This window comes from Pseudomonas sp. (genome assembly GCF_035554175.1).
Taxonomy (GTDB): Bacteria; Pseudomonadota; Gammaproteobacteria; order Pseudomonadales; family Pseudomonadaceae; genus Aquipseudomonas.
Window position 1 is genome coordinate 48,158 of the sequence record NZ_DATMIV010000002.1, and the last position, 26,378, is coordinate 74,535.

25 protein-coding genes and 1 pseudogene are annotated in these 26,378 nt (G+C 61.4%); 20 read left to right on the forward strand and 6 right to left on the reverse strand.

Going from position 1 to position 26,378, the window contains the following annotated elements; translation table 11 throughout:
* Positions 1 to 46 precede the first annotated feature (46 nt).
* Positions 47 to 1,192, forward strand: coding sequence for a carboxylate-amine ligase (locus VNV36_RS01090; RefSeq protein WP_325715427.1), 1,146 nt, complete (start codon positions 47 to 49; stop codon positions 1,190 to 1,192).
* Here VNV36_RS01090 and VNV36_RS01095 read toward each other — a convergent pair.
* Positions 1,174 to 1,605, reverse strand: a complete 432-nt coding sequence (locus VNV36_RS01095; protein ID WP_325715429.1) for a VOC family protein — start codon at positions 1,603 to 1,605, stop codon at positions 1,174 to 1,176. The two genes, VNV36_RS01090 and VNV36_RS01095, sit on opposite strands and share 19 nt — an antisense overlap.
* Positions 1,606 to 1,713: 108 nt before the next feature.
* Between VNV36_RS01095 and VNV36_RS01100 the strand changes: the two genes are divergently transcribed.
* The 3 genes from VNV36_RS01100 to VNV36_RS01110 are packed head-to-tail and all read left to right on the forward strand — an operon-like array spanning position 1,714 to position 4,246.
* The gene (locus tag VNV36_RS01100; RefSeq protein WP_325715430.1) at positions 1,714 to 2,796 is read left to right on the forward strand and encodes a bifunctional transcriptional activator/DNA repair enzyme AdaA; all 1,083 of its coding nucleotides are present in this window, start codon (positions 1,714 to 1,716) and stop codon (positions 2,794 to 2,796) included.
* Positions 2,797 to 2,829: 33 nt separating this feature from the next.
* On the forward strand, positions 2,830 to 3,636 hold the full coding sequence (locus VNV36_RS01105; RefSeq protein ID WP_325715432.1) for an isocitrate lyase/PEP mutase family protein: 807 nt from the start codon (positions 2,830 to 2,832) through the stop codon (positions 3,634 to 3,636).
* Positions 3,629 to 4,246 (forward strand): DNA-3-methyladenine glycosylase family protein, encoded by a 618-nt coding sequence (locus VNV36_RS01110; protein ID WP_325715434.1) that lies wholly within the window; start codon positions 3,629 to 3,631, stop codon positions 4,244 to 4,246. The genes VNV36_RS01105 and VNV36_RS01110 overlap by 8 nt, the downstream gene beginning before the upstream one ends.
* Before the next feature lie 44 nt (positions 4,247 to 4,290).
* Here VNV36_RS01110 and VNV36_RS01115 read toward each other — a convergent pair whose 3' ends face one another.
* Positions 4,291 to 5,226 carry a LysR family transcriptional regulator gene (locus tag VNV36_RS01115; protein WP_325715436.1) on the reverse strand — a complete coding sequence of 312 codons (936 nt, stop codon included), beginning with the start codon at positions 5,224 to 5,226 and terminating at the stop codon, positions 4,291 to 4,293.
* Between the two features lie 263 nt (positions 5,227 to 5,489).
* On the opposite strand from VNV36_RS01115, the gene VNV36_RS01120 reads away from it, so the two are divergent.
* Genes VNV36_RS01120 through VNV36_RS01130 form a run of 3 tightly spaced genes read left to right on the forward strand, consistent with a single transcriptional unit; the run spans position 5,490 to position 8,068 of the window.
* A complete protein-coding gene (locus VNV36_RS01120) occupies positions 5,490 to 6,188 on the forward strand; it encodes a CoA transferase subunit A (RefSeq protein ID WP_042609530.1) in 699 nt (232 codons plus the stop codon).
* A gap of 21 nt (positions 6,189 to 6,209) precedes the next feature.
* Complete coding sequence (locus tag VNV36_RS01125) at positions 6,210 to 6,875, forward strand: CoA transferase subunit B (RefSeq protein ID WP_325715439.1); 666 nt, start codon at positions 6,210 to 6,212, stop codon at positions 6,873 to 6,875.
* A gap of 11 nt (positions 6,876 to 6,886) precedes the next feature.
* Positions 6,887 to 8,068, forward strand: a complete 1,182-nt coding sequence (locus tag VNV36_RS01130; RefSeq protein WP_325715441.1) for an acetyl-CoA C-acetyltransferase — start codon at positions 6,887 to 6,889, stop codon at positions 8,066 to 8,068.
* A gap of 218 nt (positions 8,069 to 8,286) precedes the next feature.
* Here VNV36_RS01130 and cobF read toward each other — a convergent pair whose 3' ends face one another.
* Together cobF and VNV36_RS01140 are read right to left on the reverse strand one after the other, a co-directional pair.
* Positions 8,287 to 9,042: a precorrin-6A synthase (deacetylating) gene (cobF, locus tag VNV36_RS01135; RefSeq protein ID WP_325715443.1), complete on the reverse strand. Its 756-nt coding sequence runs from the start codon at positions 9,040 to 9,042 to the stop codon at positions 8,287 to 8,289.
* Positions 9,042 to 9,611: a histidine phosphatase family protein gene (locus VNV36_RS01140; protein ID WP_325715483.1), complete on the reverse strand. Its 570-nt coding sequence runs from the start codon at positions 9,609 to 9,611 to the stop codon at positions 9,042 to 9,044. Before VNV36_RS01140 ends, cobF begins: the two co-directional genes overlap by 1 nt.
* A gap of 307 nt (positions 9,612 to 9,918) precedes the next feature.
* On the opposite strand from VNV36_RS01140, the gene VNV36_RS01145 reads away from it, so the two are divergent.
* The 8 genes from VNV36_RS01145 to VNV36_RS01180 all read left to right on the forward strand — a co-directional run bounded on the left by VNV36_RS01145 (position 9,919) and on the right by VNV36_RS01180 (position 18,144).
* Positions 9,919 to 10,773, forward strand: a complete 855-nt coding sequence (locus tag VNV36_RS01145; protein WP_325715445.1) for a MurR/RpiR family transcriptional regulator — start codon at positions 9,919 to 9,921, stop codon at positions 10,771 to 10,773.
* Between the two features lie 2 nt (positions 10,774 to 10,775).
* The gene (locus VNV36_RS01150) at positions 10,776 to 11,420 is read left to right on the forward strand and encodes a cysteine hydrolase family protein (protein ID WP_325715447.1); all 645 of its coding nucleotides are present in this window, start codon (positions 10,776 to 10,778) and stop codon (positions 11,418 to 11,420) included.
* Positions 11,417 to 12,748, forward strand: coding sequence for a type I glutamate--ammonia ligase (locus VNV36_RS01155; protein ID WP_325715449.1), 1,332 nt, complete (start codon positions 11,417 to 11,419; stop codon positions 12,746 to 12,748). Before VNV36_RS01150 ends, VNV36_RS01155 begins: the two co-directional genes overlap by 4 nt.
* The gene (locus VNV36_RS01160) at positions 12,732 to 13,484 is read left to right on the forward strand and encodes an N-formylglutamate amidohydrolase (RefSeq protein WP_325715451.1); all 753 of its coding nucleotides are present in this window, start codon (positions 12,732 to 12,734) and stop codon (positions 13,482 to 13,484) included. Before VNV36_RS01155 ends, VNV36_RS01160 begins: the two co-directional genes overlap by 17 nt.
* Before the next feature lie 68 nt (positions 13,485 to 13,552).
* The gene (locus VNV36_RS01165; RefSeq protein WP_325715453.1) at positions 13,553 to 14,902 is read left to right on the forward strand and encodes an APC family permease; all 1,350 of its coding nucleotides are present in this window, start codon (positions 13,553 to 13,555) and stop codon (positions 14,900 to 14,902) included.
* 118 nt (positions 14,903 to 15,020) lie between these two features.
* On the forward strand, positions 15,021 to 16,037 hold the full coding sequence (astA, locus tag VNV36_RS01170) for an arginine N-succinyltransferase (RefSeq protein ID WP_325715455.1): 1,017 nt from the start codon (positions 15,021 to 15,023) through the stop codon (positions 16,035 to 16,037).
* A 49-nt stretch (positions 16,038 to 16,086) separates the two neighbouring features.
* Complete coding sequence (gene aruG / locus VNV36_RS01175) at positions 16,087 to 17,121, forward strand: arginine N-succinyltransferase subunit beta (RefSeq protein ID WP_325715456.1); 1,035 nt, start codon at positions 16,087 to 16,089, stop codon at positions 17,119 to 17,121.
* Between the two features lie 153 nt (positions 17,122 to 17,274).
* Positions 17,275 to 18,144, forward strand: a complete 870-nt coding sequence (locus VNV36_RS01180) for an oxaloacetate decarboxylase (protein WP_016774123.1) — start codon at positions 17,275 to 17,277, stop codon at positions 18,142 to 18,144.
* A 162-nt stretch (positions 18,145 to 18,306) separates the two neighbouring features.
* Here VNV36_RS01180 and VNV36_RS01185 read toward each other — a convergent pair whose 3' ends face one another.
* The gene (locus VNV36_RS01185; RefSeq protein ID WP_325715460.1) at positions 18,307 to 19,545 is read right to left on the reverse strand and encodes a M20/M25/M40 family metallo-hydrolase; all 1,239 of its coding nucleotides are present in this window, start codon (positions 19,543 to 19,545) and stop codon (positions 18,307 to 18,309) included.
* A 208-nt stretch (positions 19,546 to 19,753) separates the two neighbouring features.
* Positions 19,754 to 19,861: pseudogene (locus tag VNV36_RS01190) on the reverse strand (diguanylate cyclase); the annotation flags it as partial.
* Positions 19,862 to 19,944: 83 nt separating this feature from the next.
* Here VNV36_RS01190 and VNV36_RS01195 point away from each other — a divergent pair.
* The 5 genes from VNV36_RS01195 (at position 19,945) to glcF (ending at position 26,295) form a co-directional block, all read left to right on the forward strand.
* On the forward strand, positions 19,945 to 21,399 hold the full coding sequence (locus VNV36_RS01195; protein ID WP_325715462.1) for a flavin-containing monooxygenase: 1,455 nt from the start codon (positions 19,945 to 19,947) through the stop codon (positions 21,397 to 21,399).
* A gap of 22 nt (positions 21,400 to 21,421) precedes the next feature.
* Positions 21,422 to 22,348 carry an alpha/beta fold hydrolase gene (locus tag VNV36_RS01200; RefSeq protein WP_325715464.1) on the forward strand — a complete coding sequence of 309 codons (927 nt, stop codon included), beginning with the start codon at positions 21,422 to 21,424 and terminating at the stop codon, positions 22,346 to 22,348.
* A 175-nt stretch (positions 22,349 to 22,523) separates the two neighbouring features.
* On the forward strand, positions 22,524 to 24,023 hold the full coding sequence (glcD, locus tag VNV36_RS01205; RefSeq protein ID WP_325715466.1) for a glycolate oxidase subunit GlcD: 1,500 nt from the start codon (positions 22,524 to 22,526) through the stop codon (positions 24,021 to 24,023).
* Positions 24,023 to 25,072 carry a glycolate oxidase subunit GlcE gene (gene glcE / locus VNV36_RS01210; protein ID WP_325715468.1) on the forward strand — a complete coding sequence of 350 codons (1,050 nt, stop codon included), beginning with the start codon at positions 24,023 to 24,025 and terminating at the stop codon, positions 25,070 to 25,072. Before glcD ends, glcE begins: the two co-directional genes overlap by 1 nt.
* Positions 25,073 to 25,074: 2 nt before the next feature.
* A complete protein-coding gene (gene glcF / locus VNV36_RS01215; RefSeq protein WP_325715470.1) occupies positions 25,075 to 26,295 on the forward strand; it encodes a glycolate oxidase subunit GlcF in 1,221 nt (406 codons plus the stop codon).
* Positions 26,296 to 26,378 lie beyond the last annotated feature (83 nt).

Sequence of the window (26,378 nt, forward strand, 5' to 3'; positions counted from 1 at the left end):
GGCACTGGTCGCCTGGCTTGAACCACCACTGCCACGCGCGGTTCCCATGAGAAACACGCGCGTGAGTACCACCATGGCCGCCCCGCGATTTGGCATCGAGGAAGAGTATTTCCTCACTGACCTGCAAACCCTGACCATGGTCGGTAGCCCGCCGGCCCAGGCCATCGAGGCTTGCCGAGAGACGATGGGCGTGTGGTTTGCCACGGAGATGTTTCAAGGACAGATCGAAGTGGCCTCGCCAGTGTTCAGCGATTTCGCGCACGCGGGCGATTTTCTGCGCGGCAGCCGTCAGGCCTTGCGCGCCGCCCTTGCGCCGTTTGGCATGGGCGTGCTCAGCGCTGGCAGTCATCCGCTGGCCGACTGGCGCGAGCAGGTCCCCACCGACGAGGAACATTTCCGGCATTTGTTCGAACACTACGGTCACGTTGCCCGGCGCAGCGTGTTCTCGGGCTTGCACGTGCACGTCGAGGTGGCGGAGTCGCTGGATCGCATCGCGGTAATGAACGAGGTGCTGCCGTGGACCCCGCTGTTGCTGGCACTGAGTTGTTCATCGCCGCTCTGGTGCGGCGCCGCCAGCGGTTTCATGAGTTATCGCCAGACGGCCTGTGACGAGTGGCCCCGTATGGGAATTCCTCCACTGTTTGCCGATCAGCGCCATTACGACGAGCATCTGGCGTTTCTGACGCGTATCGGCGCAATCAGGCATCCTGGCGAGTGCTGGTGGGGCGTGCGCCCGTCGGCGCGCTATCCGACCCTCGAACTGCGCATGACCGACGCCTGCCCTCGGGTGGAAGATACGCTGGTGATCGCGGCGTTTTTTCGGGTGTTGGTGGCTCACGCCAGCTCACAGCGACGGCCGGGCCTGCTGTACGACCAGACGGCTCGTGCGATGCTCACGGAGAATCGTTGGCGGGCCAAGCGTTTGGGGGTTCATGCGCGCTTTCTGGTCGAGGGCATCGATGGCGATTGTTCGATCGGGCAATGGCTCCAGTCGGCCGAACAGCGCTTTGCCGATACCGCGCAGGCACTGGGCGCGCCGCAGTTGTTTGAGCAGGCCCGGGCAATCATCGCCAGCGGCACCAGCGCCGACCGGCAGTTGGCGCTGTTCAGCCGGGCACTGCAACATCCGCAGATCGGCCGCTCGGCCTTGCTGCAAGTGACCGACCTGCTGCTTCAGGAAACGACTGGCTGAGCGCCTTCGGACGGACCTTTGAGTTCGACCTGATTGCCGTCCGGATCGAAACAGTACAAGGACAGGCCGTAACCTTCGGCTCCGAAGCGCCGGGCAGCTTTTTCGACCGTCAAACCGAACGATTGCAAGTGCGCAATAAGCGCCGCTTCGTCGAACGGTTCGACGCGCAGACAGAAGTGATCAACGTTGCGCTTCCGGGCTTCGGCCGCGCCGCCACCCTTGCGCCCCAGTTCGCCCTGCAGGTCGACCAGATCGATCATCGACGTGCCGGCACGCAGATGCACCAGCCCCAAGGGCTCGTTGTGCCTGACCACCTCGGCGCCGAACACCTGGCGGTAGAAATCGATGCTGCGTTGCAGGTCGGCAACGCGCAGGACGATGTGATCGATGTGATGAATGGAGAACGGATGCATGCTTCGCTTCCTCGAATGCGGCAACCCGCTCATTGTGGTGCACAATCAAAAAAATTCACTGTCGATTTTTCGGTGGAGCCATCGAACAAGCGGATTTACCCTCAGGCCATGAACATACCAGCCGCTGTCCTGCCCCCACACGCCGAGATGGTTCGCGCCATGCTCGAACGCGACACTGCCTATGAAGGCGTATTCTTCACGGCCGTGAAAACCACCGGGATCTTCTGCCGCCCCAGCTGCACCGCACGCAAGCCGAAACCTGAAAACGTTGAATTCTTCGCTCACGCCGATGAGTGCCTGTGTGCCGGTTATCGCGCCTGCCTGCGCTGCAAGCCACTGGACGCTGCGGCCATCGCGCCAGACTGGGTGCAGCGCCTGCTCAATGCAGTGGACGCCATGCCCGAACGACGCTGGAGCGACGCACAGTTGCTCGATGAAGGCATCGAGCCGCTGAAGCTGCGGCGCTGGTTCAAGCAACATTTCGGCATGACCTTCCACGCGTGGCTGCGCACCCGCCGTCTGGGCATGGCGCTGGGCGGGATCAAGCAAGGTGCTTCGATCGATCACGCTGCATTCGATTCCGGTTATGAATCGCTCAGTGGTTTTCGCGACGCGTTTCAGAAGTCCTTCCACATCACCCCGGGCCGCACGGCCAACAGTGAACCGTTGCTGTTCAGCCGCCTAACGACACCGCTGGGACCGATGATAGCCATGGCCGAGCGTCGGGGGCTGGTGCTGCTGGAGTTCCTCGATCGACCGGCGCTGACCCGCGAAGTCGAAGCGTTGCAGAACCGTTATGGTTACGCGATCGCACCCGGTCACAATGCGCATCTGCAACAAATCGAGGCGCAGTTGGCCGATTACTTTGCCGGCAGACTCAAGCAATTCAGCGTGCCATTGCATCTGCCCGGCAGCGCGTTCGCCCGCGAGGTGTGGGCGGCGCTGCTGCAAATCCCCTACGGTCACACCAGCACCTACGGCGCTATCGCGGCGGCGTTGGGCAAACCCGGTGCCAGCCGTGCGGTGGGCCTGGCCAACGGGCACAATCGGTTGTCGATCGTGGTGCCGTGTCACCGGGTGATCGGCGCGGACGGCTCGCTGACCGGCTATGGTGGAGGACAGCCGCGCAAGGCCTTCCTGCTCAGGCTGGAAAACGCTGCGCTGCAAATGACCCGACAACTGGCTTTCTGAAGCATTCAATCAATCAAACGAGAAGGGATTTCGATGACTACGCTCGATGCGCAGTTTCACCAATTGCACCAGCAGGGCCTGTTGATTCTGACCAACGTGGCCGACGCTACTGGGGCGCGGCTGGTCGAGAGCCTGGGCGGTCAGGCTGTCGCCACCAGCAGCGCGGCGGTGGCCTGGGCCCATGGCTATCCGGACGGCAACGCCCTGCCCCTCGAACGTTTGGTGGCGACGGTGGAATCGATTGCACGGGTGGTCAGCGTGCCGCTGAGCGTGGATGTCGAGGCCGGTTATTCCGATGATCTCGGCGGCGTAGCTGAAGTGCTGGACGCGGTGATTGCCGCTGGCGCGGTGGGGATCAACATCGAGGACGGCTCGGGCGATCCTGAATTGCTCGCAAGCAAGATCGCCTTGGCCCGCGAGGTGGCGGGCAAGCGCGGTGTGAAGCTGTTCATCAACGCGCGCACCGATGTTTACCTGCGCGCTCTGGTGCCGGCCGAGCAGCGCGTGGCCGAAACCTTGCGCCGCGCTGCGCTGTATCAGGCTGCCGGCACCGATGGGCTGTTTGCCGCCGGGGTCATGGCGGCTGACGAAATCGCGGCGATCTGCCAGGGCACGGCGCTGCCGGTGAACGTGCTCGGCTTGCCGGGCCTGCCTTCACCGCAGGAACTGCAAGATATTGGTGTGCGCCGCCTGAGTGCCGGCTCCGGGATTGCCGAATTCCTCTACGGCGCGATGGGTGGCCTGGTGAAAAGCTTCCTTGCCACTGGCACCCTCGATACCCGCGAACTCAAGGCATTTACCTACAGCGAAGTCAATGGTTTGCTGAAACAGCATGGCTGACGTTTATGACGCGGCCAGTGCCTTTCTGGCCGCAGTGGATTGCGACTGGCAGCGCCACATCAGCGCCGTCGGCCCCTGCCTGCATCAGCCGCATCCGGCGCGCGATCCGTATGAGTCGCTGGTGCGGGCGATCGCCTATCAACAGCTGCATGCCAAGGCCGGCGACGCGATTCTCGGGCGCTTGACCCGGTTGTTTCCCGGCCTGGCTTTTCCTCGTCCGGCGCAGCTTCTGGCGGCTGAGGTCGAGCAACTGCGTAGCTGTGGATTTTCGGCGAGCAAGATTGCGACGATTCAGGGGATTGCCCAGGCGACGCTCGATGGCGTGGTTCCAGATTACCCGACGGCGCGGGCGATGGACGATGAAACCCTGATCGAACGTCTGACCAGCCTGCGCGGCGTCGGCCGCTGGACCGTGGAAATGCTGCTGATCTACAGCCTTGAACGCATGGACATCCTGCCGGCCGACGACTTCGGTGTGCGCGAGGGTTATCGGCGCTTGAAAGGCCTCGAAGCGCAGCCGACGCGCAAGCAGATGATCGAAATCGGCCAGGCCTGGAGCCCTTACCGGACAGTGGCGGCGTGGTATCTATGGCGGATGGCGAAGGTTTAGATCGCGTTACCGTTTTTCGCGGGCAGGCTCGCTCCCACACTGAATCAGCGTTCGACTGCCTGTTCCTCTCTTGCTGGGGTGACGGGAAAATCGAACTGGCGCTGCAAATTTTCAGCCTTGAGAATGTCGAACAGCGCCTGCGCCGCCGCCGACAATTCATTGCCCGGCTCGGTCAACACACCAATCGCCCGTTCGACCGAATCGTTCAAGGTCAGACAATGCGCGCCCAGCTCCTGCATCTGCCCCGCGCACAACGCCGGCACCGCGCTGACCCCGAGCCCGCTGGCCACCATCCGGCCGACTGTCGCCAATTGATGGCTCTCGAACTCTACCGGCAGTTTCATCCCGCGCGCCTGCAAATGCTCTTCAAGCATCACCCGCACCGTCGATGGCCGCTGCAAGGTGATGAACGGCTCCTGCAACAAGGTTTGCCAATCGATATCCGCGCGCTCCGCCAGGGCTGAATCCGCCGGCACCACGGCGACAAAGCGATCCACATACAAAGGCGTAAACGTCATCGATGTGTTCTGCATCGGCGCGAACGCCACACCGAGTTCCACCTGCCGATCGCGGACCATTTCCAGCACTTGTTCATTGATCACGTCATTGACCGTGACGTTGACGTTTGGATAACGCGCGCGAAAATTCTTGAGGATCGGTGGCAGCAGATTGCCGGCAAATGACGGCATCGCCGCCAGCGTCACCCGCCCGCGCTGCAGGCTGAAACGCTGACGCATTTCGTCTTCGGCGTTGTCCCAGTCGGCGATCAGCCGGCGCGCCAGCGGCAACAAGGACTCGCCTTCCGGGGTCAGCGCGACGTTGCGCGTATTGCGGCTGAACAAACGCCCGCCCAGCCCCTCCTCCAGTGCTTTGATCGTCAGGCTCAACGCGGACTGCGACAGGTGCAGACGCTCGCAGGCTACGGCGAAACTCAAGCTGTTGGCCACGGCGAGAAAGGCACGGATCTGTTTGATGGTCATGGTCGCTTTGCTCCGGTTGTAGCTGCAAGCCGTAACGCGATGGCCCGATGTAGGAGCTGCCGAAGGATGCGATCTTTTGCCGTTGATTTTCAAGATCAAAAGATCGCAGCCTTCGGCAGCGCCTACAGGAGATCGCCAAAAAATTAATTATCAAGATTTATCAATCAATCAACCGCAAAAATCAACTTAACAAATATATTCCTCAGAGAGACACTCCCGTCATCCGGCTAGCCAGCCGCCCGCAAATAATAAAAGAGGTACCTATGGCAGGTTTCGACAAGCGTGTGAGTTCCTACGAGGAAGCGATGGCCGGGCTGGAAGACGGCATGACCGTCATCGCCGGCGGCTTCGGACTGTGCGGCATTCCGGAAAACCTGATCGCCGAGATCAAGCGCAAGGGCACTCGCGACCTCACCGTGGTTTCCAATAACTGCGGCGTCGATGGTTTCGGCCTTGGCGTACTGCTCACCGACCGTCAGATCAGCAAAGTCATCGCCTCGTACGTCGGCGAGAACAAGCTGTTCGAAGAACAATTGCTCAAGGGGGACATCGAAGTCATCCTGACCCCGCAAGGTACCCTCGCCGAGAAAATGCGCGCGGGCGGCGCCGGCATTCCGGCCTTCTTCACCGCCACCGGCGTAGGCACTCCGGTTGCCGAGGGCAAGGAAGTGCGTGAATTCAAAGGCCGCAAATACCTGATGGAAGAATCCATCACCGGCGACTTCGCCATCGTCAAAGGCTGGAAGGCCGACCATTTCGGTAACGTCGTCTACCGCCACACCGCGCAGAACTTCAACCCGCTGGCCGCCACCGCCGGCAAGATCACCGTGGTCGAAGTCGAAGAAATCGTCGAACCCGGTGAACTCGACCCGACCCAGATCCACACCCCGGGCATCTACGTCGATCGAGTCATTTGCGGCACGTTCGAAAAACGCATCGAACAGCGCACCATCCGCAAATAATCCAGGGCTACGGAGAACAACATGGCACTTACCCGCGAACAAATGGCTCAGCGCGTCGCCCGCGAAATGCAGGACGGCTACTACGTCAACCTCGGCATCGGCATTCCGACCCTGGTCGCCAACTACATCCCCGATGGCATGGAAGTCATGCTGCAATCGGAAAACGGCCTGCTCGGCATGGGGCCTTTTCCCACAGAAGAAACCATTGATGCCGACATGATCAACGCCGGTAAACAAACGGTGACCGCGCGAATCGGCGCGTCGATCTTCAATTCCGCCGAATCCTTCGCGATGATCCGCGGCGGCCACGTCGACCTGACCGTACTCGGCGCGTTCGAAGTGGACGTCGAAGGCAACATTGCCTCGTGGATGATTCCCGGCAAACTGGTCAAGGGCATGGGTGGCGCGATGGATCTGGTGGCCGGTGCCGACAACATCATCGTGATCATGACCCACGCGTCCAAGGACGGTGAGTCCAAGCTGCTGGCCAAATGCAGCCTGCCGCTGACCGGCGCCGGTTGCATCAAGCGCGTGCTGACCGACCTCGCCTATCTGGAAATCGAAAATGGCGCTTTTGTCCTCAAGGAACGCGCACCTGGCGTCAGCGTCGAGGAAATCGTCGCCAAAACCGCTGGTAAACTGATCGTCCCGGATCACGTACCGGAAATGCAGTTCGCTGCCGAGTGAGGAGTTCGAAAATGCAAGACGTCGTCATTGTTGCCGCCACGCGTACCGCGATCGGCAGTTTTCAGGGCTCCCTGGCCAATGTCTCCGCGGTTGATCTGGGCGCGGCGGTGATCCGCCAGTTGCTCGAACAGACCGGCCTGGACGGTGCGCAGGTCGATGAAGTGATCATGGGCCAGGTGTTGACCGCCGGTGCCGGGCAGAACCCGGCGCGTCAGGCCGCGATCAAGGCCGGCCTGCCCCACGCGGTGCCGGCAATGACCCTGAACAAGGTCTGCGGGTCGGGCCTCAAGGCCCTGCATCTGGGCGCGCAGGCGATCCGCTGCGGCGACGCCGAGGTGATCATCGCCGGCGGCCAGGAAAACATGAGTCTGGCCAACTACATCGTGCCGGGCGCGCGCACCGGTTTGCGCATGGGTCACGCGCAGATCGTCGACACCATGATCAGCGATGGCCTGTGGGACGCATTCAACGATTACCACATGGGCATCACCGCAGAAAATCTGGTCGACAAGTACGAGATCAGCCGCGAACAGCAGGACGCCTTTGCCGCCGCTTCTCAGCAGAAAGCCGCGGCTGCCATCGAGACCGGGCGCTTCGTCGATGAAATCACCCCGATCCTGATCCCGCAGCGCAAGGGTGATCCGGTCGCGTTCAAGGTCGACGAGCAGCCACGCGGCGACACGACCGCCGAATCCCTGGCGAAACTGCGCCCGGCATTCAAAAAGGACGGTAGCGTCACCGCTGGCAACGCCTCTTCGCTCAACGACGGCGCCGCCGCCGTGATTCTGATGAGCGCCGAGAAAGCCAAAGCACTGGGCCTGCCGGTGCTGGCCAGCATTGCCGCATACGCCAACGCTGGCGTCGACCCGGCGATCATGGGCATCGGCCCGGTCTCGGCCACCCGCCGCTGCCTGGACAAGGCCGGCTGGGATATCGGTCAACTCGATCTGATCGAAGCCAACGAAGCATTCGCCGCGCAATCGCTGGCCGTGGCCAAGGACCTGCAATGGGATCTGGACAAGGTCAACGTCAACGGCGGCGCCATCGCCCTCGGTCACCCGATCGGTGCATCGGGCTGCCGCGTGCTGGTGACATTGCTGCACGAGATGCTCAAGCGTGATGCGAAAAAAGGTCTGGCGACCTTGTGCATTGGCGGCGGCCAGGGTGTGGCGCTGGCGCTGGAACGGGCCTGATACGGAGTTCAAGGCCAGCGGCGGATCCACGACATCCGCTGTTGGCTGGCAACAAAAAACCCGGTGCGCCTTGCGGTGGACCGGGTTTCTTTTGCTCATTCGGAATGTGCTTTGGATATTCCGGCCCCTTCGCGAGCAAGCTCGCTCCCACATTTTGCAATGCATGCCACTGTGGGAGCGAGCTTGCTCGCGAAAGGGCCGGATCAGCCAGCGAAAAGCTAAGGCTTGCGCAGCAGATAGGTATCCATGATCCACCCGTGTTCAGCCCGCGCCGTTTTGCGCACCCGTTCGATTTCGTCGGCGACATCCGCCAATCGGCCGCTGATCAGTATTTCGTCCGGCGTGCCCAGGTAAGCTCCCCAGAATATCTCGGTCTGCCGATCTGCCACCCGCTGATAGGCATCCTCGGCATCGAGCATGACCACGACGCTGTCCGCCTCACTCACCCGTCCCGCCGCCAGCCGTCGTCCCGTGGTGATTTCCACGCTGCGGCCAATCGTATTCAGCGGGACTTTGTGCTGCGCCGCCAAAGCCTGCACGCTGGTAATCCCGGGAATCACCTCGTACTCGAACGCACAGCGACCTGACGCCTGAATCGCTTGAAGGATCCGCAGCGTGCTGTCGTACAACATCGGATCGCCCCATATCAGCAAACCGCCACACTGGCCGTCGGACAATTCATCATTGATCAGCCGTTCGAAAGTCTGTTGCTTGGCGCGGTTCAGCGCATCGACACTCGCCGTGTAGTCGACGTCGCCCCGCTCACGCTCCGGACTCGAGGCCTCGACAAAGCGGTAGGCATGATCGGTGATATAGCGCTCGCAGATCTGGCGGCGCAGATCGATCAAAGCGTGCTTGCTCTGGCCTTTATCCATGAGAAAGAACACGTCGACCCGATTCAGCGCTTTCACCGCCTGCATCGTGATGTAGTCCGGATTCCCCGCGCCAATACCGATGACCAGCAGCTGTTTCATCAGGATTCCTCTTGAAGGTCCATGCCCGGCAAGCGTAGCCGCCAGATGCCGTTGAAGCGCAGCTCAATCATCGATAGCGGCTCAACATCAATTGCATTGAACGCCGTGCCTTGCAGTACTTGCATCAGCGCCGCACGCACAACGAACGGGTGGGTGACCGCGACCACGTGTCCGGGCATCACGGCGACTGTATCGAGCCACTTCGCGATTCGCTGCGTCAGTTGCCTGACAGATTCGCCGCCATGGGGCGCCGCTTCAGGATCGGCCAGCCAGGTCTGCAACGCCTCGTCTTGCTTGGCTTGCAGGTCCTTGATCGACTGGCCGTGCCAGCGCCCCCAGTCGCAATCGCGCAGAGCCGGGTCGATCTGCGCATCAGCACCAAACCACGCCGCCGTTTGCTGTGTCCGCAGCTCAGGCCCGCAGACCAGGCGTCGTGGCGAGGCGAATCGTGCGCAGAACGCCTCAGACGCTAAAGGCAAATCTTCAACAGGCTCGTTCGTAGGAAAACGCGCCAGCTTTTGTGCGACGGTTCGCGCATGGCAAATCAGTGTCAAACGGCTACTTGGCACAAGCAGGTACTCGGTCGAAAGTGATAAAAGCGATGGCCCGCGGTAGGCTCGCGGCCCATTGTGCCGTAAACAGTGACTGTCAGGACTGCCGGCGCGCACGGGATATAAGCAATAGCTGACACAGTAAAAGGCGATGGCCTACAACTTCGTGCGACCTGCGCGCAACCCTTGTTACACAGGCACCTTGCACGCTTTTGCTGCCCTGAAAACTTGTACAAAAATCCGCTAGACATGTAGCGCCTATTACATAAATACTCTTTCAACGGATTGTGAAACGAATTCAACACCTCATCCAGCAGGAGCCCGGATGCCGCCTCTCAGAGACCTGATCACCGACCCCGGTCTGGACTTGACGCCCTCAGAGCGCAAAGTCGTGCGCGCCCTGCTCGATCAGTATCCACGCAATGGTCTCGGGCCGATGGCGCGTTTGGCGGAACATGCCGGTGTCAGCGATCCGACTATCGTGCGGCTGGTGAAGAAACTCGGGTTTGGCGGTTATGCCGAATTCCAGGAAGCCTTGCTCAGCGACATGGATCATCGCCTGCGCTCGCCACGCACCCTGCTGCAGCCGCGCTCACAGCAGAACAAGGACGATGCCTGGGGTCATTATCTGGCCGACAGCCACCGCTTGCTGGTGGACACTCAAGCCCTGACCCAACCAGAAGACGTCCGAATCCTGGTTGAATGGCTGCTCGACAGCCGCCATCAGGTCTACTGCTTCGGTGGCCGCTTCAGCATTCTGATGGCCAATTATTTGCTCAACCATCTGCGCCTGCTGCGTCCCGGTTGCTTTGCCCTGGAAGACAACGCCCTGCTGCCCGATCGCTTGTTCGATCTGCAACGGCAGGACGTGGTGCTGGTGTTCGACTATCGGCGCTACCAGACTCAAGCCCTGCGCGTGGCCACGGCGGCGAAGAACCACAACGCACGAGTGGTGCTGTTCACCGATGTCTACGCCTCGCCGCTGCGCGAAATGGCCGATCTGATCATCAGTGCGCCGGTGGAATCGGCGTCGCCGTTCGACACCATGGTGCCGGCGCTGGCTCAGGTCGAGGCGTTGATCGCCTGCCTGACCTTGCGTGTGCCGAATCCGGCCGATCGCCTGGAAGGCATCGATGCCGTGCGCAACGACTTTGCGACTCATCTGCTGGAGGAAAAATAAGGATGTTCTGCCTTCCCCACCGCTCGCCACGAGACCTGCCGTTCGCGTCCGACCACACCGCATTGTTACTGGTGGACATGCAGCGTGCCTGGCTCGAACCGCAGTTCGACCCGCACCTGATCGGGCCGGACGCCGAGTATTTTCTCCAGCGCGCGCGCACTCAGGTGGTGCCCAATCAACAACGTCTGCTGAGTGCCTTTCGCCAGGCGCGACAGAACGTGCTGCACACGATTATCGAAAGCCTGACCGCCGACGGTCGCGACCGCTCGCTGGATCACAAGCTGTCGGACATGCACCTGCCCAAGGGCAGCGCACAAGCCCGGATCATTGCTGAACTGACCCCGGCCGAGAACGAAATCGTGCTGCCGAAGACCTCGTCCGGGGTGTTCAATTCGACCAACATCGATTACGTGTTGCGCAACCTGCAAACCCGTCATCTGATCATCGCCGGCATTGTCACCGACCAGTGCGTCGACATGGCCGTGCGCGACGCCGCTGACCGTGGCTATCTGGTGACCCTCGTCGAAGACGCCTGCGCCACTTACAGCGCCGAACGCCATCACGCCTGCCTGAACGCGATCAAGGGTTACTGCTGGATCACCGACACCGACACGGTGCTCGGTCGCCTGCAGGAGATGCAGCCATGAGCCTGCGCCTGAAGCCGTTGCCGATGACTACGCTGGTGACTACGGATCTGATCGGCATCAGCCGAGGCCGCTCGTTTCCCACCGATGAACTGGAGCATTACCAGGCAGCCGGTTGCGGTTGGGTGCCGGCCAACAGCGCATTGACGCCACAAGACATCATCGCCTCAAGCAATCCGTGGGGCGCGTACGGCGACCTGCGGCTGATCCCGGATCCGAGCAGCCGCGTCACTGTCGGCAGCGGCCCGGATGCCGACGCGCCGGTGCTGGACTACTTCCACGCCGACATTCGCGAAACCGACGGCCGGCCGTGGCGCGCCTGCCCACGCACGCTGCTGCGCGATGAGATCGAGCGCTATCGCGATGAACTGGGTTTGCAGGTCAACGCCGCCTTCGAACATGAGTTCAACCTGCACGCAGGGTTCGCCGAACACGCAGCGTTCTCTCTCGAAGCCCAGCGCCAGGGTGCCGAATTCGGTGGCTGGCTGCTCAGTGCCCTGCGCGCCGGCGGCGTCGAGCCGGAAATGTTTCTGCCGGAATACGGCAAGCACCAATACGAAATCACTTGCCGCCCGACCCTTGGCGTGGCGGCGGCGGATCGTGCGGTGAATGTGCGCGAAATCACCCGGGAAATTGCCCGGCAGATGGGGCTCAACCTCAGTTTCGCGCCGAAGACCGCCGCCGACGCGGTGTGCAACGGGGTGCATCTGCATGTCAGCCTGCTGGATCTGGCCGGTCAGCCAATGCTCTACGATGCTGGCACCAGCAATGGCCTGTCGAGCCTTGGCCAACACTGGGCGGCTGGGATCCTGCACTATCTGCCGGCGCTGTGCGCATTCACCGCACCGACGCCGCTGTCTTACGAACGCTTGCAACCACACCACTGGAGCGCGTCATACGCGTGCCTGGGGCAGCAGAACCGGGAAGCGGCGCTGCGCATCTGCCCGACCGTGACCCTGAGTGGCAAGTCTGCCGCGCAGCAGTTCAACCTGGAACTCCGCGCCCTGGACGCCACCGCCTCGCCGCATCTGGCCATGGCCGCGCTGTTGATCGCCGGGCGGCTGGGCATCGAACAGCGGCTGGCACTGAACGCGATTACCGATGAAATTCCCGATTCACTCAACGACGAGCAACGCAAGGCCCGGGGCATCGTCGCCCTGCCCGCTTCGCTGAGCCAGGCGCTGGATTGCCTGCGCGACAGTGCGGCCTTTAACGAATGGCTGCCCAAGCCGCTGCTCGACACTTATTACGCCCTGAAAACCGAGGAACTGGCGCTGACGGAACAGCTCTCGCCCGCTGACCTGTGTGAGCACTATGCACGCCTGTACTGAATCCGCCGAGCTGGGGTTGTACACCCGGCCGGTCTACAACCTGAGTCGCGAGGATTCCACGAATCCGTTGATCCTCGTGTGCGAACACGCCAGTCGCTACATTCCCGAAGCCCTGAACAATCTGGGCCTGGACGAAGCTGCCGCGCGCGAACACATCGCCTGGGACATCGGCACGCTGCAACTGGCCGAACAATTGTCGGAGCAGCTCGGTGCCACGCTGCTCAGTGCCAACTATTCCCGGCTGTTGATTGACCTCAACCGGCCGCGCCATGCGCCGGACAGCATTCCCGTGCAGAGCGAGATCTATCAGATCCCCGGCAACCGCGAGCTCGACGAAGCAGCCCGCGAGTATCGCCGCCAGACTCTGTTCAAACCTTTTCATGCACGTTTGCAGACGTTGATCGACGAGCGCATCGCGCAAGGCCAGGCGGTGCGCGTGGTTGGCATTCACAGTTTCACCCCGGTGTACTACGGTCAGCCGCGCCCCCTGGAAATCGGCATTTTGTTTGGCCAGGCCAAGGCTTACGCCGAGCGTCTGCTCGACGGACTGCAAGTGCATCCGCTGAAAATCGCCGGCAACCAGCCGTACAAAATTGATCCACTAGGCGACATGACCGTGCCGGTGCACGGCGACGCACGTGGCCTGGAAGCGGTGCTGATCGAGGTGCGCAATGATTTGCTGCGCAGTCCTGAAGCGGTCTCGCGTTGGGCCGGCTACCTCGCACCTTTGCTGTAAGAATTGCGGTAAACGATGGATCGATAGAACAACTGAAACGACCGATGGCTGACAAGGAGTTGCGCTTCATGGAAATTGAAGATTTCGGCTACAAGCAAGAGTTGAAACGGAGCCTCACGCTGACCGATCTGGTGGTGTACGGGATGATCTTCATGATCCCCATCGCTCCATTCGGTGTATACGGCTACGTGAACGCAGAGGCACCGGGGATGGTGCCGCTGGCGTACATTATCGGCATGGTGGCGATGCTGTTCACCGCGCTGAGTTACGGCAGTATGGCCAAGGCGTTTCCGATTGCCGGCTCGGTCTATTCCTACGCGCAGCGCGGACTTGATCAACACGTCGGTTTTATCGCCGGCTGGTTGATGCTGCTCGATTACCTGCTGATTCCGCCGTTGCTGTACCTGTATGCGGCGATGGCGCTCAACCATCTGTACCCGGACATCCCCAAGGTCGGTTTCATTCTGGCGTTCCTGGTCAGTGCGACTTTCGTCAACCTGCGTGGCATCACCTTTACCGCGCGAATGAATATCCTGTTCCTGCTGGCGCAACTGGTGGTGCTGGGCATCTTCCTGTTTTACGCCTGGAATGCTCTGCACAACGGTGGCGGTAACGGTGAGTTGACCCTTGCGCCGTTGTATCACCCGGAAACTTTCAACTTTGCCCTGCTGATGCAAGCGGTGTCGATCGCGGTGCTGTCATTCCTCGGCTTCGATGCGATATCGACGCTCGCCGAAGAAATCAAGCAAGACCCGGGGCGCAGTGTTGGCAAGGCAGCCCTGATCACTCTGGCGGTGATGGGCACGATTTTCGTGGTCCAGACGTGGATCGCCACCGATCTGGCCGCAGGCATGGGCTTCAAGTCCGCCGACACCGCGTTCTATGAAATCGCTGAAATCGCCGCCGGCAGCTGGCTGGCGACCCTGACCGCGGTGGCGACGGCGCTGGCCTGGGGCGTGGCCGTGGCGATTACCTCGCAAGCCGCCGTGTCGCGCCTGCTGTTTGGCATGGCGCGCGACGGCAAGCTGCCAAAGGTGCTGGCCAGGGTTCACCCGAAACACAACACGCCCTACCTGAGCATTTATCTGGTGGCGGTGTTGTCGCTGCTGATCTGCTACCTGTTCATCGAGGCGGTGGACATCCTCACCTCGCTGATCAACTTCGGCGCACTCAGCGGCTTCATGCTGCTGCATCTGACGGTGATCAACCACTACTGGCGTCGGCAGAAGTCGGGGCAGGTTGTGCGCCATCTGCTTTGCCCGGTGATCGGCTTCATCATCGTTGCGGCCATCATGTACAACATGGGCGTCGATGCGCAGAAGCTCGGCCTGATCTGGATCGCTCTGGGTCTGGTTTATCTGTTTTTCCTCAACAAGCTCGGCGCCAGCACGGTGCTGCCCGATCCGAGCAATGGCTGACAAGAAAAAGAGCGGCGTCTGACAACAAATCAGGCGACCGCCGCTTTAACGCGTGGAAACCGACAGTGATAGTCAGGTTCGGCGAACCGGCCGAACCTTTTGATACAGGAGTACATCCATGCTGGTCTTACGCCCAGTCGAGCAGAACGATCTGCCCCAGCTACAGCGCCTGGCTCGCGAGAGCCTGATCGGCGTGACATCGCTGCCCGATGACAGCGAACACCTGCGCGAGAAAATCGCTGCCTCGTGCGCCTCGTTCGACAGTGCCGCCACAGCCCACGGCCCGGAGAACTATTTCTTCGTACTCGAAGATCTCCAACGTCAGCAACTGGTCGGCTGCTCGGAAATCCTCGCTACCGCGGGTTGCAAAGAGCCGTTCTACAGCTTGCGCAATCGACATTTCACCAGTGCTTCGCGGGAATTGAACATCGAGCATGGCGTGCCGGCCTTGTCGTTGTGCCATGACCTCAGCGGGCATACCTTGCTGCGTGGTTTTCACATCGACGCCACGTTGGTGCGCACGCCGTTTTCCGAGCTGCTGTCACGGGCGCGCCTGCTGTTTATCGCCGCGCATGCCGAGCGATTTTCTGACGCGGTGATCACCGAAATCGTCGGCTACAGCGACGAGAACGGTCAATCACCGTTCTGGGATGCGCTGGGCAAGCATTTCTTCGACCTGCCCTACGCGGAAGCCGAGCGCCTGTGCGGGTTGCAAAGTCGCACGTTCCTTGCCGAACTGATGCCGCAATACCCGATCTATGTGCCGATGCTGCCGCAAGCGGCGCAGGACTGCATCGGCCGCGTCCATCCGGACGGCCAGGAAGCGTTCGACATCCTTGAGCGCGAAGGCTTCGAAACCAACAGCTACATCGACCTGTTCGACGCCGGTCCGACCCTGTATGCGCGCACCGTGAACATTCGTTCGATCACTGGCAGCCAGACCGCCATCGTCCGGCAACAAGCTTCGATGGACGCCCGTGGTCGCTATTTGTTGAGCAACGACGCACTGCATGACTACCGCGCCATCGTCACCGAGCTCGACTATCACCCCGAACAACCACTGCCCCTCACTCCGGCGATCTGTGCAGCGCTGAAAGTGAGCGATGGCAGTTCGATTCGGTTGATCGCCCTGTGATCCGCGCGCCCCGTTCGTGCCTGAATCGGCACGCAAAAGGAGTTAGAGCATGATTGTCCGTCCGGTAAAAGTCAGTGACCTGCCTGCCTTGATGACCCTCGTGGAGCAAGCAGGACCAGGCTTCACCACCCTTCCGGCCAACGAGGACCGACTGGCGCATCGGGTGCGCTGGGCGCAACGGGCGTTCGCCGAGCAGGTGGAACGGGCCGATGCCGATTACCTGTTCGTGCTCGAGGACGATGACCAGCGGGTAGTCGGCGTCAGCGCGATGGCTGGCGCCGTGGGTTTGCGCGAGCCCTGGTACAACTACCGGCTTGGCGTGACCGTCAGTTCTGCACCCGACCTGGGTATTCAACGACAGATCCCGACGTTGTTTCTCAACAATGAACTGACCGGACAATCGGAGCTGTGCTCGCTGTTCCTGCGCCACGATCAGCGCAACGGCAGCAATGGCCGCTTGCTGTCGCTGGGGCGTCTGCTGTTTGCCGCCGAATTCCCGCATTTGTTTGGCGAGAAGATGATTGCCGAACTGCGCGGCAGTGCCGATGAAAACGGTTGTTCGCCGTTCTGGGACAGCCTCGGCCGGCATTTTTTCCAGATAGATTTCACTCATGCCGATCACTTGGCGGGCCTGGGCAACAAAGCCTTTATCGCCGAGCTGATGCCGCGTCAGCCGCTGTATACCTGCCTGTTGACCGAACAGGCGCAGGCCGCGATCGGCCAGACCCACCCGAACACTCAGCCGGCGTTGAAAATCCTCCAGGCTGAAGGCTTCGCGCACAAAGGCTACATCGATATTTTCGACGGTGGCCCGGTGATCGAAGCGCCGATCCGCAATATCCGCACGGTACGCGACAGCCTTGAGCTGACCTTGAGCCTTGGCACCCCGGATGACCAGGCGCCGCTGTGGCTGATTCACAACCGCCGCCTGGAGAACTGCCGAATCACCGTGGCGCCCGGCCGACTGCTCGGCAACAGCCTGATGGTTGACCGGCTGACCGCCAAACGCCTGCAATTGCAGCCGGGCAACTCGGTGCGCGCGGTGCTGCTGCCCCATCAACAGCAGCACGCCGTGGCGGCCTGATATTGTCAGTGCGCGAGGTTAAACCTTTCAGCCGTCAGTCCCGCCGCGCAAATTCGTCATGATTCCTCACCCATCCGCGTGATAGCCTTTTCATTCTTCGGCGTTGACACCTTTGCTCAAGCCTCTCCATTCCTTATGTGTTGGTGGACTCGTATGACCAGGCTTTCCCATCAAGATTTGCGCCGTAATTTCCGTCAGTTGCTGGCCTCCGACACCTGCTATCACACGGCCTCGGTATTCGACCCGATGTCCGCCCGCATCGCCGCTGACCTGGGTTTCGAAGTGGGCATTCTCGGCGGTTCCGTGGCCTCGTTGCAGGTGCTCGGCGCACCGGACTTCGCCCTGATCACCCTCAGCGAATTCGCCGAGCAGGCCACGCGCATTGGCCGCGTCGCCCAACTGCCAGTGATCGCCGACGCCGATCACGGCTATGGCAATGCGCTTAACGTGATGCGCACCATTGTCGAGCTGGAACGCGCAGGCGTCGCCGCATTGACCATTGAAGACACCTTGCTGCCGGCGCAATTCGGGCGCAAATCCACCGACCTGATCACCGTGGCCGAAGGCGTCGGCAAGATCCGCGCGGCGCTGGAAGCCCGGGTCGACACGGAAATGGCGATCATCGCCCGCACCAACGCCGGCATCCTGCCCAACCAGGAAATCATCAGCCGCACCCGCCAATATCAAGCGGCAGGCGCTGACGGTATCTGCATGGTCGGCGTGCAGGACTTCGATCAACTGGAACAGATAGCCGAGCACCTGACCGTGCCGCTGATGCTGGTCACCTACGGCAACCCGGCCCTGCGCGACGACAAGCGCCTCGCCGAACTCGGTGTGCGGGTGACCATCGACGGCCACGGCGCCTATTTCGCCGCGATCAAGGCGACTTATGACAGCCTGCGCGAGCAGCGGCAGATCTTCACCCAGGCGTCCGACCTGAGCGCGACCGAATTGACGCACACCTATACCCAGCCGGAGGAATACATTCTCTGGGCCAAGGAATACATGAGCGTCAAGGAGTGATGCAAACGCTGCACCGGCCCCTTCGCGAGCAGGCTCGCTCCCACAGTTGAAACGCGATCCCCTGTATGCACCGAAGCCCACCATGTGTCCGGTACATACAGGGGAGAGGGCCAGGATGAGTCAACCGACACCCCGCCCCAAGCATTCACACCAACAATTCCATTACCGCGGCTTGGCCAACTCCATGATCATCCGCGACAACAAATAAATCCGCGGCGCCACGCTCGCCACTTCGGCGTATTCCTCCGGCGTGTGAATATTGCCGCCAACAATCCCGAAACCATCCAGCGTCGGCGTGCCGACCCCGGCCGACAAACTCGCATCCGCCGCACCGCCACTGCCCTCCTCGGTCAACTTGCGGCCAATCTCGCCGTAAATCCCTTGAGCCATGGCCATCAAGCGATCCGACTCAGCCGTCTGCGGCATCGGCGGCAATCCGCGCTGCAAGGAAGTTTTCACTTCAGTTTCAGCTATGAGCTTGTCTTGCGAAACCCGCGCCATATCCTTCTCGATGCGATCAAACTCCTCCGGCACCGCCGCGCGCACGTCTCCCTTGGCCGTGGCCTGATCAGGAATCACGTTGGTGCGATCACCGGCCTTGAGCACGGTGAAGTTGATGGTGGTTTTCTTCGCCTCGTCGCCGAGTTTGCCCAGTTGCAGAATCTGGTGCGCCGCTTCCATCGCTGCGTTACGCCCCAACTCTGGCGCGACACCGGCGTGGGCGGCTTTGCCCTTGACCTCGACCAACGCCGTCGCACTGCCCTTGCGCCACACCACCAGGCCATCAGCCGGGCGACCCGGTTCGAGGTTGAGGGTCACGTCGTGTTGTTTTGCGGTTTTCTTGATGAGGTCGGTGGCGACGTCAGAGCCGGTTTCTTCGCTGGCGTCGAGCAAGAAGGTGATCTGCGCGTAGTCTTTGAAGTCTAGGTTCTTCAGCACTTTCAGCGCATAAATGCCGGCGACGATGCCGCCCTTGTCATCCATCACCCCCGGCCCGTAGGCGCGGCCGTCCTTGATGTGGAATGGCCTTTGGGCGGCGGAGCCTTCCTTGAACACCGTGTCCATGTGCGCCATCAGCAGGATTTTCGCCTGGCCGGTGCCTTTGAGCGTGGCCAGCACGTGGTTGGATTTTTCCGGAGTGTTCGGCACCAGCTCGATAGTTGCGCCGAGTTTCTTCAGCTCATCGATGGCAATCTCGCTGACCTGTTTCAGGCCAGGCTCATAACCTGAGCCCGAATCGATATTGACCAGTCGTTCCAACAACTTCAGGGCTTCGGGCTGGTACTGCTCGGCATCGGCGAGCACTTGTTTATGCGGTTCTGCGACGGCGTTTGCGGCCGAGAGCGCGAGGGACAGACCGAGACTGGCGGCCAGCAGAGAGCGGGGCAATGAGAACGTCATGAAGCAGTCCTTGTTTCGTGTCGGGGGAATTCAACCGTAACCGACATTGGCGCAAGGCTCTACACCGGATGCGACACTGATCTAACCGACAACACCTAACCCTGTGGGAGCGAGCCTGTTCGGAGGCGTCATGTCAAACGATATTGATACTGACTGACCCACCGCTTTCGCGAGCAGGCTCGCTCCCACAGTGGTCACCCGGTGTCCGTCAAACCGAATCCAGCAGCGCCTGCCTTGGCTTGTTGTCGCTATTGCAGATCACTCGATTGCGCCCACTCGCCTTGGCCTCGTACAGCGCCTGACCGGCGTCATCGAGCGCATACATCGCCGCGCACGCCGCCAAGAGTTGGCTATAAATGAAACACGGGAAATGGAAAAACAACTCTAAAAAGGGGATCCATGCACACCTACCCTGTGTTGATCATCGGCAGCGGTTTCGGCGGCCAGTGCGCGGCGGTCAACCTGCTCAAGGCCGGGATCGATGACTTTCGCATACTCGAACGACGCGATTTTTTCGGCGGCACCTGGTGCCAGAACACTTACCCCGGCGCAGCGGTGGACGTGCCGTCGCCGCTGTATTCACTGTCGTTCGCGCCCTATCGCTGGTCGCAGATGTTCGCCGAACAGGCGGAACTGCAGCGTTACACCGAACAGGTGATCGAGCAGTTTGCCCTGCGCGAACGGGTGGAGCTGCAAGCCGATGTCGAGCGCGTCGAATGGGACGAGGTGGAAAAACGCTGGGCGGTGCATACCCGCGCCAAGGGAATCTTTTACACGCAGTTCCTGATCAATGCCTCCGGGCCGCTGAGTCAGCCAGTCATCCCACACTTTCCCGGAATGGATCGCTTTCAAGGCAAGACCTTTCATACAAATCATTGGGATCACAGCTACGACTACCGCGGTAAACGTGTAGCGATCGTCGGTAGTGGCGCCAGCGCGGCCCAGGTGATTCCGGCGATTGCATCGCAAGTCGAACATTTGCATGTGTTCCAGCGCACGCCGCATTGGGTACTGCCCCGCGCCGATCGCCAATTCGGTCGATTCCAGCGTTGGCTGCTTGGTTGGAAGCCAGCGTACAAGCTGCTGCGCTGGCTGATCTACTGGAAATTCGAGACCCGGGTGATCGCCTTCAAATACTCGAAAGCAGCGATTCACCTGGTGCAGCAACACGCGCTGCGTTTTCTCAAACGTCAGGTCGCGGACCCGGTGCTGCGGCGAAAACTCACCCCGGACTTCACCATCGGCTGCAAACGGGTGCTGGTGTCCAGCACGTATTACCCGGCCCTGAGCCGGACCAACGTCACGCTGCACAGTCGCGAGCATGGCATCGCTTCGCTAGACGAAACCGGCATCAACACCGTGGATGGCGAGCACATCGTTGCCGATCTGATCGTCTGGTCGACCGGCTATGACGCCACGGACGGGGTGATTTCCTACCCGGTCAGCGGCAAAAACGCCGTGCAACTCAGAGATGTCTGGGCCGAATATCCCCACGCCTATCTCGGCACCAGTCTGCCGGACTTCCCCAACCTGTTTATCGTCACCGGACCGAACACCGGCATTGGCCACACTTCGGCGCTGTTCATCATCGAATCGCAGATGAACTACATCCTCGACTGCATCCGCACCGTGCGGGCCAAAGGCCTGCGCAGCATCGAAGTGCGCCATGACGCGGAACATACCTACACTGCAATGATCCACCGGGAAATGCAGCGCACGGTATGGAAGTCCGGCGGTTGCCACAGTTGGTACCAGAGCAAGAGCGGTCATGTGATCGCGATGTTTCCCGGCTTCAGTTTCAGCTATCACCTGCTGACGCGGGCGTTGAAACCGGCCGACCACATTCTGTCCTGAACACGTAATAAGGAAGACGTCGATGCTTTTGCTGTTTGTCGCTCTCGCAGTTTTCGTCGCCTGGAGCTGGTTGAGTTATCCGGCGATCGGCCGTTGGCTGTACGACTTGAACATGGCCATCGAGGCCAAGTTGTACAAGTTGCACAAGATCGAAGTGCCGATTGCCGAAATGAGCGTGTCGACCTGGCAAGGCGGGCCATACGAGGCGTCCAGCGCGATTCTGATGCTGCACGGCTTCAGCGCCGACAAAAACCTCTGGCTGCGCTGTGCCCGGCATTTTGTTCGCCAGTATCGAGTGATCATTCCGGATCTGGCCGGCCATGGCGAAACCGGCTTCAAGGCCGGTGGCGGCTACGACATCCCGGTTCAGGCCAAACGCATGATTCAGTTGCTCGACGTGTGCGGCGTGGAGAAAGTCCATGTGATCGGCAATTCGATGGGCGGTTACATCGCTGCCTGGCTGGCGGCGACCTACCCCGAGCGAATCGCTTCGGTAGCCCTGATCGATCCCGCCGGCGTCACTGCACCGCAGCCCAGCGACATGGAGCGCCACCTGGCGCGCGGGCACAATCCGTTCCTGATCAATTCCCGCGAAGAATTTCAGCGTTTCTACGCGATGACCATGGAATCGCCACCGTGGGTGCCGAAGCTGGTGCTGGACGCCGTCGCCCAGCGTTACCAGCATCAACGCGATGAACTCGAAGAAATCTTCCGGGACTTCCACGCCAGCCCGCCGATGGAGCCGAAACTGGCCGATATCAAATGCCCGGCGCTGTTGCTGTGGGGGCGCAAGGATCGCCTGATCGACGTCAGCAGCGTACCGGTGTGGAGCAAGGGCATCGCCAATCTGGAAGTGGACGTCTGGGATCACGTCGGGCACATGCCGATGGTTGAACAGCCGGGGAATACGGCACGGTTGTATCAGCAATTCCTGGGGTCGCAACAATGACCGCTTACCCTGTGGCGAGGGAGCTTGCTCCCGCTGGGCTGCGCAGCAGACCCAATGCCAGCCAGTTTAATCGGACACCGCGCGTTCTCAGGAGAGGGGCCGGTTCGCTCCCCAGCGGGAGCAAGCTCCCTCGCCACAGGTGGGTATTTCAGCTCCAGGAAATCGGCGGTTGGCGATGAGCATTCTTTACGACGAACGCCTCGACGGGCCGTTGCCCGAGGTGAACAAGGCCAGGTTGCTCAAGGCTGTGCAGCAACTCCTGCCGGATCTGGACATCCTCTGGCGCGAGGACGAGCTCAAACCCTACGAATGCGACGGCCTCTCCGCCTACCGCACGACACCGATGCTGGTCGCCCTGCCCCAACGTCTCGAGCAGGTGCAAACCCTGCTGAAACTCTGCCACCAGAACAACGTGCCCGTCGTCGCCCGTGGCGCCGGCACCGGTTTGTCCGGCGGCGCCCTGCCCTTGGAAAAAGGCCTGCTGCTGGTCATGGCGCGGTTCAACAACATCCTGCACATTGATCCCGCCGCCCGTATCGCACGGGTTCAGCCGGGTGTGCGCAACCTCGCCATATCCCAGGCCGTGGCTCCGTTCGGGTTGTATTACGCGCCCGATCCGTCATCCCAGATCGCCTGTTCGATTGGCGGTAACGTCGCGGAAAACGCTGGTGGCGTGCATTGCCTCAAGTACGGCTTGACCGTGCACAACGTACTGAAAATCGAAGTGCTGACCATCGAAGGCGAACGCCTGACGCTGGGCTCCGAGGCGCTCGATTCAGCCGGTTTCGACCTGCTCGCCCTGTTCACCGGCTCCGAAGGCCTGCTGGGGATCATCACCGAAGTCACGGTGAAGTTATTGCCCAGGCCGCAAGTCGCCAAGGTCTTGCTCGGCAGCTTTGATTCAGTGGAAAAGGCCGGACGCGCGGTGGCCGAAATCATCGCTGCCGGGATCATTCCGGGTGGTCTGGAAATGATGGACAACCTGGCGATTCGCGCTGCCGAAGACTTTATCCATGCCGGTTACCCGGTCGATGCCGAAGCGATTCTGCTCTGCGAACTCGATGGCGTCGAAGCCGATGTGCACGACGATTGCGGGCGGGTGCGCGAGGTCATGAACAGCGCTGGTGCTATTGAAGTGCGCCAGGCCCAGGACGAAGCCGAGCGGGTGCGCTTCTGGGCCGGACGCAAAAACGCCTTCCCGGCCATTGGTCGCTTGTCGCCGGATTATTACTGCATGGACGGCACCATCCCGCGCCGCGAATTGCCCGCTGTTTTGCAAGGCATCGCCCGCCTCGGCGAGGAGTACGGATTGCGCGTGGCCAACGTGTTCCATGCCGGTGACGGCAACATGCACCCGCTGATTCTGTTCGACGCCAACCAGCCGGGCGAGCTGCATCGCGCCGAGGCACTGGGAGGCAAGATTCTCGAACTGTGTGTGCAAGTCGGCGGCAGCATCACCGGCGAACATGGCGTCGGCCGCGAGAAAATCAATCAGATGTGCGCGCAGTTCAACAATGACGAGCTGCTGTTGTTTCACGCGGTCAAAGCCGTTTTCGATCCGCAGGGCCTGCTCAACCCCGGCAAGAACATCCCGACTCTGCATCGGTGTGCCGAATTCGGGGCGATGCACATTCACGCCGGGCAACTGCCGTTCCCCGAGCTGGAGCGATTCTGATGGCCGACGTCGATGCTGCCCAGACCCTGCTCGATCAGGTCAACGCTGCGCGGGCCAATGCCACGCCGCTGAAGATTCAGGGTGGCAACAGCAAGGCATTTCTGGGCCGCGAAGTTGCTGGCGAAGTGCTCGACACCCGCGCCCATCGCGGCATCGTTCGCTATGAGCCCACGGAACTGGTGGTCACGGCACGCGCCGGCACGCCATTGTCCGAGCTGCTCGCGGCATTGGATGACGCTGGACAAATGTTGCCCTGCGAACCGCCATCCTTCGCTGACAGCGCCACGGTCGGCGGCATGATCGCTACGGGGTTGTCCGGGCCACGCCGACCCTGGTCGGGCTCGGTGCGCGATTTCGTCCTCGGCACGCGGGTGATCACCGGCCTCGGCCAGCATCTGCGTTTCGGCGGCGAGGTGATGAAAAACGTCGCCGGCTATGACCTGTCGCGGTTGATGGCCGGCAGTTTCGGTTGTCTTGGCGTGTTGACCGAAGTGTCGCTGAAAGTCCTGCCGAAACCGCGTCAATGCCTGAGCATCCGCCTCGATATCGACTGTGCCCGCGCCTTGAGCAAACTCGCCGAATGGGGTCAGCAGCCGTTGCCGATCAGCGCCGCGTGTCACGATGGACAGAGCCTGTATCTACGGCTCGAGGGTGGCGAAGGTTCGGTGACGGCGGCGCATCAGCGCCTCGGTGGCGAGCCGCTGGACTCGGTTTTCTGGCGCGATCTCAACGAGCAGCGCCTGCGCTTTTTCGACGAAGGCTTGCCGCTCTGGCGTCTGTCGTTGCCGAACAATCTCGGCCCGCTCGACCTGCCGGGCGAACAACTGATCGACTGGGCAGGCGCGCAACGCTGGCTGAAATCCGCCAGCACCGGGATTCACGCCCTCGCCCAGTCCTTCGGTGGCCATGCGATGTGCTTCACCCATGGCGCCACTGACTCGCCGTTCCAACCCTTGGCACCGACCCTGCTGCGCTATCACCGGCAACTCAAGGCGCAACTCGACCCGCAAGGGCTGTTTAACCCCGGTCGACTGTACGCGGAGGTCTAGCCATGCAAACCACCCTCAGTGAGCAATCGCGCCGGCTGCCCCGCGCCGCCGAAGCGGAAAAGATTCTGCGTACCTGTGTGCATTGCGGGTTCTGCAACGCGACGTGTCCGACCTATCAATTGCTCGGCGATGAGCTGGATGGTCCGCGTGGGCGCATTTATCTGATCAAACAGGTGCTGGAAGGCGCGCCAGCCACCGAGCAGACGCAACTGCATCTGGATCGCTGCCTGTCGTGTCGCAACTGCGAAACCACCTGCCCGTCCGGGGTCGATTATCACAACCTGCTCGACATCGGTCGCGCGGTGGTCGATGACGCGGTGCCGCGCCCGCCAGCCCAGCGTTTGCTGCGCGAGGGCTTGCGCGCGGTGGCGCCGAATCCGGGGTTGTTCAAAGGTCTGCTGCGAATGGGCGCGACGTTTCGACCACTGCTGCCGCGTCTTTTGGAAAGCAAACTGCCGCAGCATGTCGCCGTGGCGGGCTCGCGTCCGGCCCCGCGGCATGCGCGCCGGGTGCTGTTGCTCGAAGGCTGCGTGCAACCGGGTCTGGCGCCTAACACCAATGATGCGACGGCGCGGGTCTTTGATCGCTTGGGCATCAGCGTCACGCCAGTGCGCGAAGCCGGTTGCTGCGGCGCGCTCGACTATCACCTCGACGCGCAGGCCAAGGGCCTCGACCGCGCCCGGCAGAACATCGACGCCTGGTGGCCGCACCTGCAAAACGGCGCCGAAGCCATCGTGCAGACGGCCAGCGGTTGTGGCGCGTTTATCAAGGATTACGGGCATTTGCTGGCGAGCGATCCGGTGTATGCCGACAAGGCTCGGCAGATCAGCGAAATGACTCGGGACTTGGTGCAGGTCATCGCGCAGGAACCGCTGGAACAGGTCTGCGCCGCCAGCGAACGGCGCATCGCCGTGCATTGCCCGTGCACCTTGCAGCACGCACTGAAACTCGGCGGCGCCGTGGAGGCGCTACTGACCCGGCTCGGTTTCAATCTTACGGCGGTGCCGGACGGCCATTTGTGCTGCGGCTCGGCGGGCACGTATTCGCTGACGCAACCGCTGCTGGCGCGGCAACTGCGCGATCAGCGACTTAACGCTCTGGAGAGCGGCCGGCCGGAGTTGATCGTCACCTCCAATGTGGGCTGCCAGAGTCATCTCGCCAGCGCCGGGCGCACGCCCGTCAATCATTGGATCGAACTGGTGGATCAGTCGTTGGCAGAATGAAGTTCGTAGGTTTCTTCGTTTGCCCGCGTGGGCGAAGGCTGCGATCTTTCCGGCATCCATTCCGTGACCGTCGCAGGAATTTT